The following is an 11,372-nucleotide window of genomic DNA, read 5'->3' on the forward strand; positions in this document are numbered from 1 at the left end:
AAATATTCAGACAAACAGTAAGTGATTCTTTTTGCAAACTAACGCTGTAGCTCTGTACCAGGGTATAATCACTTTTGGGTAAATAAAAAAGAAACCAGGCCTATCAAATAGAATAGGCCTGGTTTCTTTTTGCTTTAGTTTTACTTTCTTATCCGCACTTGCTATATCCGCAGCTGCTGCAGGTCTTGCAGCCCTCGATATTGATCAGCGAGGCCGAGCCGCAGGATGGGCACAGGTCGCGCGAGGCGGCTGGCGCATTATACCGTTGGTCGTTATCGTGATTATGGTCCTGGGTCTGCTCGTCATGCTGATGAGCTAACGTAGCAGCAACCGGAGCCGGATCATGGTCTCCGCCGAAATGGTCGCTTTGCACATGAATTTCCAACGCCTTGGCAACGGCGTCAGCAATGGATTCAACGCGATTCGGACCGAAACCGATCGCACCGGAGCCGCCGATTCCCTTCAGATGCTTGATCAGCAATTCTACCTTCTCCCCATGATCCCCATAACGGAGGAACAAGGAGCAGACACGGCCCAGCGCTTCGGCCATCGCGAATACGTCAGAACCCGCCTTGCCGACATTCAGGAAGATCTCGCCCGGAATTCCGTTCAGATCGTTAATCGTAATGTAGGCCATGCCAAACGGCGTGTTGATCTTGTACGTAGCACCGCGAAGCACTTGGGGACGTTTCTTATATTGCTTATCCTCCACCGCTTTCTTACCAACAGCGATACTAGGATTGTTGTCCTCTGCCGATCCGCCAGTCGATGCAGCTTCACTCACAGCAGTGGCCTTGGCCTCCTTGTCTTCCTTCTTCTCGGTCTGCAGAACTTGCACATCACGGCTGCCATCGCGGTAGATCGTAACCCCTTTGCACCCGAGATCGAAGGCAAGCTCATACAAACGCTTCGTATCTTCAACTGTGAAATCGGACGGGCAGTTCGCCGTCTTGGAGATCGAGCTGTCTACCCAGCGTTGGATCGCCGCTTGCACGCGGATGTGATCCTCTGCAGACAAGCTCATCGCCGTCACGTAATAATCGGGCAGTTCTTCACCCGGATGCGCATCCATCCATTCCTGAGCGATTGGCACAAATTGCTCGTCGAAGCCAAGCCGGCTTTGACGATAATATTTGAAAGCAAAATAAGGTTCAATGCCTGTCGATGTACCCACCATCGTACCTGTACTTCCGGTCGGAGCCTGTGTAATCAGGGTTACATTGCGAACCCCTTGCTCACGAATCGCCTCTTCCACCTCCGGATATACCTCCGTCATCACCTTCATAAAGCCGCTTTGCAAATATTTGTCCGCTTCAAATGCAGGGAAAGATCCTTTCTCAGCAGCAATCTCGGCAGATGCAAGATAGGCTTCCTTGGCGATAAAACCGTACAATTTATCAAGGAATTCCAGCGATTCCGGACTGCCGTAACGGATACGAAGCTTGATCATAAGCTCGGCCAGTCCCATCGTTCCCAAACCTACGCGGCGTTCCTTCTTCTGATTCTGCTCATTTTCTTCAAAGTGATAGGGCGTCCTGGTGATCACATTATCCAGAAAACGCACAGAATAACGCGTCGTAACCGCCAGTTCGTCCCAATCCACTTCATGGTTCTCTCCATCATAAAACTTGGACAAATTAATCGCCGACAGATTGCATACGCCCCAGCCAGGCAAACCTTGCTCTCCGCACGGGTTCGTGCAGATGATCGGGTTAAAATACCAGCTGTTCGACATTTGATTGTAGTATTCCATGAATACAACCCCAGGCTCAGCCGATTTCCAAGCCGATTCGATGATCGTATGCCAAATTTTCCGAGCCTTCACTGTCCGGTAATGGACAACTTTACGTCCGGCAGCTTTCCATTTATCAAGATCGCCATCCCAGACTTCAGTGTAATCGTCATCAGTGGTGTCCGGGAAGACCAATTCCCAATCCAAATCCTCTTTGACAGCCTTCATAAAGGCGTTGCTTACGCATACCGACAGGTTCGCGTTCGTGACTTGTCCCATTGTCTGCTTAACCGTAATGAAATCAAGCACATCCGGATGCCAGTCGTTGATCATAAGCATCAAAGCGCCGCGACGGCTGCCCCCTTGCTCGATCAGTCCTGTCGTATAGCTGAACAATCCGCCCCAGGATACCGCACCGCTCGATGAACCGTTAACGCCTTTAACCACCGCACGACGCGGACGAAGCGAACTGAGATTGATTCCGACACCGCCGCCGCGGGCCATAATCTCCGTCATTTCACTCAAAGTCTCCATAATACCGCCACGGCTATCCTTCGGAGAAGGAATGACGTAGCAGTTGAACAAGGTGAGCTCATCGCTGGCTCCTGCCCCTGCGGCAATCCGCCCGCCTGGAACAAGCTTCCAATCTTCCAATATACCACGAAATTTATCTGACCACTCCGCTTGCTTCTCTGGCGTTTCCTCCACCGAAGCCATCGCATGAGCCAATCGATCCCACATTTCTTCCGGTGTCTTCTCAATATTCAACGTCAGCTTCTCGACATCTGCTTCTACCAGCGCACCGCTGCGTGTCTTGACAGTAACCGACTGGCCGTCGCGAGCGATCACTTCGCCAACTTCCTTCGTCGGGAATTTAGGGTCATCCTTGGTCAGGACAAGAACAACGTCTCCAACCTTGGCATGGCTCGGATCAGGATTCTTCCAAGCGTACCTATCCAAGAAGATTTTCTCGCTTAGCCCTTCCAGGCGCTGATTTTGCTTCGTTTTCAAAGAAAACACCCTCCTAATTTATCAAAACTGTTCTGCACCTTTCAGCCGATTCTTGTCCGATTCCATCGGAATCATAAATAATAACAACTGATATAGTGTTAGCAAATTTCAACAAAAACACAAAAAAACAAGCTCAAAAAAGTAATACCGCTTAGCGGAGCTGCCGCTGACAGGAATATAACCGGAATCAAGCAGTAATTACGAGATTGAACCCTTCAAACATGGTTCCTGTTATGCATTTGCACACCTGGAATTGTTACAATAATATGTACAAATCTCAATATGTAGTGTGCTTAGTCCATTATACTACACTACATATGGTTGTCACAACGATCATTAGTTTAATTCAGACTATTATAGCTCCCCCTTCCTGTCCAAACTTCTAAATGCTCCAAATTGCTATCTATTTGGGCCCAAGTTATATCCTTTTTGTTTTTCGTCCATACTACCTACAGCAACTAGACAACGAGTCGTTAGACAAAAGGGAGGTTATATTATCAATGAACCCTCATCCCCCAAATCCGGACATGAAGCCTATGTTAGCCGGTGTTCCCATCGAATTTGAACGGAATTGGTATGAAGATCTTGATATGAGATTGAAAAAAGGCGGCCCCTGGGATGATTGGAGATTGTTCAATCTGGGTACCCAGGCCGAAGCTTCCCTGCTCGTTACCAGTTTTGAAGAGATGTTATGCCTCGGCCATCTTCAGCAATTTGACCCGCTGCCCCATCAGATTGATACGGCACAGAAGGTGATGTTCGAGATGCGCGGCAGAGCTATTCTTGCCGATGAGGTTGGGCTGGGCAAGACGATCGAAGCTGGACTGATTCTGAAAGAATATATCATTCGCGGACTTGTCAAGAAGGTTCTCATTCTCGTTCCAGCCTCGCTGGTTCTGCAATGGGTGAGAGAATTAAATCAGAAGTTCGGTATCTCTGCGGTAGCCCAGAAGAAAGAGCATTCCTGGCATAACGATATCGTCGTGGCTTCGATGGATACGGCCAAGCGCGACCCTCACAAGAAAATTCTGACTGATTATGAGTATGATATGGTCATTGTCGATGAAGCGCATAAACTAAAAAACAAAAAATCAACCAACTATCAGTTCATGCTGCAATTGCGCAAAAAATACTGCCTGCTCCTGACCGCAACCCCGATCCAGAACGACTTGAGCGAACTGTTCAACCTGATTACCTTGCTTAAGCCAGGTCAGCTTGGGGGGCAAAGCGATTTTGCGGCTAATTTTGTTCTCGACAAACGCATTGCCAAGAACGAGCAAGCCCTCAAGGGCGAGCTGTCAAAAGTATTGATCCGAAATCGTCGCGGTGAAGGCCAATTGGACTTCAAGAAGAGAATCGTGCGCAATGTGCATGTTGAGCTCTCTCCCGAGGAGAAGAACCTCTACAATGGCGTAACTTCCTTTATCAAGAACCAATATCGGGCAGCAGGCGGTGATATGGGCAGTATGTTCTCTCTGGTTACTCTGCAGAGGGAAGTATGCAGCAGCCGCGATGCCGTCTTCGTCACGCTGGTCAATCTGTCCAAGAAGCTGGCCCCGGATTCTCCACTGCGTGACGTTATCTGGGATCTGGTCGGAATTATTAAGACAATTCAAGCGAACAGCAAAGCGGAGAAGACGATGGAACTGATCCGTGAGATGAATGAGAAAGTGATCGTATTTACGGAATATCGGGCGACCCAGGAATATTTATTGAAATATTTCAGCGAGCGCAATCTTGTCTGCGTTCCTTACCGTGGCGGTATGAACCGGGGCAAAAAGGACTGGATGATGGATCTGTTCCGCGGTAAGGCCCAGGTGATGATCGCCACCGAAGCTGGGGGAGAAGGGATCAACCTGCAATTCTGCCACAATATGATCAACTTCGATCTGCCCTGGAATCCGATGCGGGTCGAGCAGCGAATTGGACGGGTACATCGGCTAGGTCAGCAAAACGATGTGAATATATACAATTTATCGACCAAAGGCACAATTGAAGAGCATATCGTGAACCTGCTGCATGAGAAAATCAATTTGTTCGAATCGGTCATTGGCCAGCTTGATGTCATCCTTGAGCGGTTCGAGAAAAAAGGCTCGCTCGAAAAGAGCATCTACAAGATTTTGCTGGAATCGAGCAGCGATGAGGAGATTGCCAAGGGTGTGGATTCCCTCGGCAACTCACTGAACACGATCAAATCCGAACTGGACCGTGAAATTTCTGAACGGGAGCAGGATGGAAATTTTGAGCAGCTGCTTGGAGGATGATTGACATATGACGATGACACAAGATCAAATACAACAGTATGTCATGACATATCTGGACGCTACAGAATGCCAAATCCTTGAGAAATCCCCGTATCATGTGACCGTCAAGCTTTCGCCGCAGGCGGATCGCGATCTGACGAATCGCCCTTACTACTGGGGATTCGTAGAGCGTACCGGCGTGGAGCCGGAGACGATGAGCTTCTCGTTTGTATTTGATGCCGAGGGGTATGAGGCGCTGCAGGAGCGGAGCGATAACACAAGCAGCGCGAAGCCTGGCGTTGGCTCAGGAGCGCCCCAGCTTGGCTCCACGCAAACTGCGGGGCAGACGCAAGCACCCGGAGCGGCGGATGACAGCGTACTTGGCCGCTATTTCGGACCCATCCGTCCTCTTCCGATCCTGGGACCCGGACGAATTCAGAAGGAAGTGCTCACGTTCGGCAGCCCACCGCTCAAGCAAATCTTCACGGCCGCCAGACAAGGAGGTCGCTGTGTCTATTTGTTTGAGGACCCCGGACAACGGCAGCGTATGACCCTCTTTCCGGCCTCTTATGAGCCGTGGCTTGGAGTTTGCTTCAAGCTGGAATTTTGCTGCGATATCAAGCGGGAGGAGATGCATTTTATCGGCATCTCTCTATTAAACGGCCGAATTGATGAGCTGTTCTCCAACCGGCTGGCAGGCATACAGCTAGTTCCCCGCTTGCCTGAGAATGTCAGTATCGAGCCATCCGAGCTGTCCCCTGCGGAGGGCAGGGATGCCCTCGAACAGAGACTTCGCGATAAGCTGTCTACCTATGATATGTCCTGGGCAGATGCAGCGGCCATCAGGCTGAGGGAGGAGCTTGAGCTCATTGATGCCTATTATCAACCTCTATTAAACGATTCTGATGAAGAACGCAAGCAAGAGATCGCCGGGCAATATGAAGCAAGGCGCAGTGAAATCCGCTGGCAGTACGAGCCGAGAATTGTCGCATCCGTCATCAACTACGGCATCTTTCACCTGCGTTCGCCGCGTTGATGACGCCGGGGCCAGAAATTGACGCTTCTCGCTAAAAGGTCACAAAAATAGAAGCAACCTGTCTCATACCCGTCTGACAGGTTGCAACACTCTTTTTGCGACAGCTTTTGTACAATGGGACAAGCGATATAAATTAATGACAGGGGTGACTCGCGTCTGATGCATGTAAATTTCCGTAAACCGATCTCACTGGTGTTGAAAATATTGCTATGTACAGGCTTTCTCCTCCCGACCGGATTTGAAGCCCAGGTATTTATTGCGCGAACGCTGGCCGCGCCAAATCAAACTTCCTCTATTCAAACGGTGGCGCCTGTTGGGCTCACGCAATTTGCCGAAGATACAATCCTTCGTCTCTCAGCGACAAAGCCGCTCGCCCACTGGAAGAATGCCGAGACGGTCATCGAGCCGCTGGGACCAGGGACTCACAGCTGGCTGGTCACCATTTGTACTGATGAACAAAGTAAATCTGCTGAAAGCCCCTCGACTTCAAATGGTTATTTGATCATCTCCGCGACCGACCGGGGCGAATACAAGCTGATCGAATATGGAACAGGTGAAGACTCCCTATTCTCGCCATCTGCACTTCAATCGGGTCTGGACAATATCGGCATTAAGCTCGACTCCAATACCAACCGCAAGATCGTTCCGCTCTATGCTGGACCTACGCTTGCAGAGTGGGGCATTGGAATTCGCAGCAAGGAAGGTTTCTCCCATTTTCTAAATGCGCTGAATGGTGAAGATTTACCGGAGACTCTGCAGAGCTTCGCCAAGCAGGCTGCCCATTATACACCTCCCGGTTCCGCCGCCGGGAGTCATCATAATTCAGATTTGATCCCAGCCCCCCAGACCGTACAAACCGCAGTCCAGTTTGATCCATATGATAATATCATGTGGATGACCAGCAAGGCTCTGGATATTAACCCGCAATCATTTGAACGGATTATTACTGCCGCTAAACGTCTCATATTTGTCTCCTCCAGCGGGGACCGCACTTATTCCGTACCGTTGCCTGTATCCGGATATCAGCTGTGGCAGCCATCTTCAGCCGATGCTGATGCTTATTCATCCTCGGAGGCATCCATTTATGTTCAGAGCGGAACGACATCCTCACCCCGATGGATCGCCCTCGAGGCCATGCTTGACGCAGGCAAATTCGTAGCTTACTGACCGATCCCCTCTCCCCTGCCGTGCTTTCGACCGGTAGGGGAGGGGCAAAACACAAACAAGCTGTCCGATTGATTCGGCAGCTTGTTTCGCTTTTTATCATTTACACATTACGTGAAGATGGGTCCCTTCCTTTGATGCGGTATTCCTTGCTTTTGATGCGTATCCGATGGAACGGAATTTGCCGTACCCAGAGCGAGATTGAGAATGGGATCATTCCAAACCAGGTCTGCGACCAGCTCTGCCTGCCTCGGGAACGTTCACGTCTGACGTCTCTTGGTGTCTCCACATAATCAACAACCCGCTCCGTAATGTATTTCACCAGCTCATCACCCTTGCTGGACATATATTCCACCTCCTTTTGGTTATAGCTATCTAAACGTAGTTTGCTCCATAATCCAGTCAAATAAACTTGGAATCGAATCTGAGGGAGATGCATGTTTTCGCTTATTTTCGCTCAATATAGATGAAGAGGTAGTTCAAATTCCGCTTTAGCTAAGAATACCAATCGGTGTCATCCAAGAATGATTGACCGCCAATCCAAAGGAAGGTTTTCTTGGGATATAGAATTTCATTAGCCGAGATAACAACAAATCCATTCTATATCTAACACGAAATGAATCAAGAAACGCTCGTATCGAAGCTTGCATTCAGTCGATTTTCTATACGAATGCTTACGAAGTCATGTTCCTGCGGAAACCTCTCAGGTGCCACGAACTCGCTACATGCATATGTTTACGAAGTCTTTTTCTGCGAAAACATGGAGCTCCACACCTCAGAATGGTAGTTTCATCCAACTGAAGCGTTTCAAGGAGAGGTTCACGGAAGCATAAGCTTCGGGCAAAAACAAACTTTTTGAACACAGACTGGAAGATAAAAACGGAAATCCTGAAAGGTGAGGTCATGAGAAGAAAACTACCTGTTCTGCTTGCCGCTGCTCTCATGCTCTTCAATTTATGGGCCGACAGCACCCCGGTCTCGGCAGATGTTGATAATTTAAAATACGCCTTTCCCGAACCGGTGATCCTAATCGATGTCGGACACGGCGGAATTGATGGTGGGACTTCCTTTGGAGACATCCTTGAGAAGGACATCAATCTTGACATCAGCCGCAGATTGTATATGCTTCTTCGAAGCCATGGGTATCGCACTATATTGAACCGGACAGGCGACTATGCCCTGAGTGATGAGAACCGCTGGTTGAAGAGCCGTTCCCGTCATATTCGGGACCTGGCCCAACGCAAGGAGCTTAGTGAAGAGGTGCCCGCTTCCATCGTCGTCAGCATGCATGTCAATTGGGGACGCAACAAAGCGCGGCGCGGCCCGCTAGTGCTTCATCAGAATGACGGTCGAAGCGCGTTCCTGGCTACTTCGATTCAGAATTCGCTTGATACGCTGTATGACAGCCATCGCTTGCCTGAAGTTGGTGAACCTTTCTATTTGCTAAGACATGTCGATTCGCCTGCAGTCATTGTAGAGACGGGTTTTATCAGCAATAACGAAGACCGCGCCATACTTACTAGCAAACGCGGTCAACAAAAGATTGCCGAGGCGATTTACGCCGGTATAGTTCAATATTTTACGGTAATGTAACCCCAAGTCCCGGATTCCCGGGATTTTCTTTTGCCTGAGCCACATCCAGCATACCTACAAAATGAATTCCCCGCTGCTTCATTTCCGGAATCGTTCGCTTCAACGCCTCTGCCGTCATAAGTCCGCCAACCCCGACATGACCAATGGTCACACATAGTTTTTGCTGTTGCAGCCGCTCTTGTACCTTCCTGAGCTGTCCTGTCACATGGCTGACCGAATGAACATCATCGAGGAAAATGTCATTTTGAAGCCGCGGCAGCCCTTTCTCATCACATATTTCACCTACGATCGAACGATAATTCGTCTTGCTGTCCACGAAGAAGAGGCCATGTTCCTTGCATACCTCCAGAATGACACCCATAATCCGCTTGTCACCGGTTATTTTGGAGCCCATATGATTATTGATTCCAACAGCGTAAGGGATATTTTTAATGGCCGCCTCCACCTTCTCCCTAACCTCCGCATCGCTCATATTGGACAGAATCGCACCTGGACCGAGCCACTCCGGCTTCCCTTGCTTCGGCTCCATCGGCAAATGAATGATCACATCATGTCCCTTCTCATGAGCCATGCGGGCATCTTTTTCACTCGTTCTAAGAAATGGCATAACCGCTACGGTAAGCTTCACCGGAAGACTGAGGATCTCTTCCGTTCCTTTCATATCGTTGCCAAAGTCATCGATAATGATCGCGAGCCTCTGCTCGGCACCTGTATTCGTCTTCGATTCGGATGGAGCAACTCCGTTCCCTGACTCCCCATCAATTCCGGATGCGTAACTTGCGGGTACAGAACTCATCATCACTACCAAAGTGAGAGCCATAACGATACTCCATCTTGCCTTGTTGAACTTCATTTTCCTGCGCCTCCACAATAAAATTTGTCAAATCAGCTCTTGCTTCCAGGCTTTGCGCCGGACCCAATAAGTCAACAGCATATCGATCATGAATAACAGCAGAAGAATTGGACCGGCAATCGTCCATAACCCCGCCATTCCGTCATAAATCCCCTGTACAACCGGATGAATAAACTGTAGAAAAACATATGACAACCCTCCCCAATACAATGAGAAGCGCAGGCATATGTACCCGTTCAGCTGAATGTGATAGTCTGAATAATCCCACCATCTTCGGCCGAATAGCTTATGCAGCAGCAGACCGCTGACATATTCAACGGCAGTAGGTATTAGCAGGCAGGCGAGCCACAGGATCGGCTTGCTCTGTACAACTTCGGACAGCATTAGCAAAAATAACGGTGCAAATCCGTACATCGGTTTAAAGGGCCCCTTTAGAAAACCTTCCTTCCAGAACACTCCCGCCGTGAACCAGCTGTACACATTCTCAAGCAGAAATCCGCAAAGAGAATATACAAAGAAATAGAACAGCCACTCATTAAGCTCCAAATTAATCAGCCTTTCTAAGATGTCCTTATCCGAAATGGGACAGCCCCAGGGCTATCCTTCCTATTATGACTGTCCATCGCTCATTTATGCGTTCGACAAAAAAGCCCGGCATCTCTGCCGGGCTTCTGGGTTATTTTCCTTTCATATTTGCTATTGCTCCATCCTGCTCTATTCTACAAGGGTCTGCTTGGCCAATGCCAAGCCACCACACAGGCCTGCATTGCTGCCTAATCCCGGCGGAACGATGTAATCGTCTATGCCGGAACTCAGGGCGGAATGATGTATATATCCATTTAGGAGCTGACTTAGCTGCTCACGAATCAAAGGAAACAATTGCTCTTGGCCCATAACGCCCCCGCCCATTACAATCTTCTTCGGCGAGAGGATAAGGATATAGTTCATTAGCGCTTGGGCAAGATAGTAGCTCTCTATCTTCCAGGCCAAATGATTCTCATCGAGCTCATGACCTTGTCTGCCCCATCTTGCTTCAATCGCTGGACCTGCCGCAAGTCCTTCCAGACAATCCCGATGAAACGGACAATGGCCTGCATAGTGGTCATCTGGATGGCGTCTGATTAGAATATGGCCCATTTCAGGATGCATCAATCCATGAATCAGATTGCCTTCGGCGACGGCTCCCGCTCCGATACCGGTGCCAACGGTAATATATAGACAGCTATCCAATCCTCTGGCCGCTCCCCAGGTGGCTTCTCCCAGCGCCGCGGCATTCACATCCGTATCAAAACCGACCGGTACGTTCAAGCTGCGCTTAATATGGTCCACCACTCGGTAGCCGCCCCAATTCGGCTTGGGCGTCTTCATCACGGAGCCGTAGGTATCGCTCTGTTTATTCACATCAACCGGGCCGAAGCTGCCAAACCCAAGCGCTTGAATTCCTTTATCCTTGAAGAACTCGACCGCTTTGTCCAGCGTCTCCATAGGCGTTGTCGTCGGAAAAGATATTCGTTCTGCAATCTCCCCTTCCTCATTTCCGATTCCGCATACAAACTTCGTTCCTCCACCTTCAATAGATCCTAATCGCATGGTTTTCCCCCGTTCTTAATCCATGGCTTGTGCATGTTCAGATATTTGTATTTTAGCAAATACCAAGCAAGGATTATAGCTTATATTAAACAAAACAGGCTCCTTAGCCGCTGTAACGGCAAATAAGGAACCTGTTCAGATGATACTCGG

Annotated in this window: 9 protein-coding genes; 4 read left to right on the forward strand and 5 right to left on the reverse strand. The window is 49.3% G+C overall.

Features of this window, described 5'->3' with window-relative positions:
- Positions 1–148 precede the first annotated feature (148 nt).
- Positions 149–2,743 carry an adenosylcobalamin-dependent ribonucleoside-diphosphate reductase gene (locus DMN77_RS15755; RefSeq protein WP_179015639.1) on the reverse strand — a complete coding sequence of 865 codons (2,595 nt, stop codon included), beginning with the start codon at positions 2,741–2,743 and terminating at the stop codon, positions 149–151.
- Positions 2,744–3,243: 500 nt separating this feature from the next.
- On the opposite strand from DMN77_RS15755, the gene DMN77_RS15760 reads away from it, so the two are divergent.
- The 3 genes from DMN77_RS15760 to DMN77_RS15770 all read left to right on the forward strand — a co-directional run bounded on the left by DMN77_RS15760 (position 3,244) and on the right by DMN77_RS15770 (position 7,189).
- Positions 3,244–5,007 carry a DEAD/DEAH box helicase gene (locus DMN77_RS15760; protein WP_179015640.1) on the forward strand — a complete coding sequence of 588 codons (1,764 nt, stop codon included), beginning with the start codon at positions 3,244–3,246 and terminating at the stop codon, positions 5,005–5,007.
- Positions 5,008–5,014: 7 nt separating this feature from the next.
- Positions 5,015–6,022, forward strand: coding sequence for a YqhG family protein (locus DMN77_RS15765; protein WP_179015641.1), 1,008 nt, complete (start codon positions 5,015–5,017; stop codon positions 6,020–6,022).
- 159 nt (positions 6,023–6,181) lie between these two features.
- The gene (locus DMN77_RS15770) at positions 6,182–7,189 is read left to right on the forward strand and encodes a hypothetical protein (RefSeq protein ID WP_068780587.1); all 1,008 of its coding nucleotides are present in this window, start codon (positions 6,182–6,184) and stop codon (positions 7,187–7,189) included.
- Between the two features lie 100 nt (positions 7,190–7,289).
- Here the strand turns inward: DMN77_RS15770 and DMN77_RS15775 are convergent, their stop codons facing one another.
- Positions 7,290–7,532: a YqzE family protein gene (locus tag DMN77_RS15775; protein ID WP_068780586.1), complete on the reverse strand. Its 243-nt coding sequence runs from the start codon at positions 7,530–7,532 to the stop codon at positions 7,290–7,292.
- A 557-nt stretch (positions 7,533–8,089) separates the two neighbouring features.
- Between DMN77_RS15775 and DMN77_RS15780 the strand changes: the two genes are divergently transcribed.
- Entirely contained in the window at positions 8,090–8,779 is a 690-nt protein-coding gene (locus DMN77_RS15780) for an N-acetylmuramoyl-L-alanine amidase family protein (protein ID WP_179015642.1), read from the forward strand.
- Here DMN77_RS15780 and DMN77_RS15785 read toward each other — a convergent pair.
- The 3 genes from DMN77_RS15785 to DMN77_RS15795 all read right to left on the reverse strand — a co-directional run bounded on the left by DMN77_RS15785 (position 8,766) and on the right by DMN77_RS15795 (position 11,222).
- Positions 8,766–9,632 (reverse strand): divergent polysaccharide deacetylase family protein, encoded by an 867-nt coding sequence (locus DMN77_RS15785; protein WP_068780584.1) that lies wholly within the window; start codon positions 9,630–9,632, stop codon positions 8,766–8,768. The genes DMN77_RS15780 and DMN77_RS15785 overlap by 14 nt on opposite strands.
- 27 nt (positions 9,633–9,659) lie before the next feature.
- On the reverse strand, positions 9,660–10,178 hold the full coding sequence (locus tag DMN77_RS15790) for a putative ABC transporter permease (protein WP_179015643.1): 519 nt from the start codon (positions 10,176–10,178) through the stop codon (positions 9,660–9,662).
- Positions 10,179–10,346: 168 nt separating this feature from the next.
- On the reverse strand, positions 10,347–11,222 hold the full coding sequence (locus tag DMN77_RS15795) for an ROK family protein (protein WP_068780582.1): 876 nt from the start codon (positions 11,220–11,222) through the stop codon (positions 10,347–10,349).
- Between the last annotated feature and the right edge of the window lie 150 nt (positions 11,223–11,372).

This window comes from Paenibacillus sp. 79R4, from assembly GCF_013393165.1.
GTDB lineage: Bacteria > Bacillota > Bacilli > Paenibacillales > Paenibacillaceae > Fontibacillus.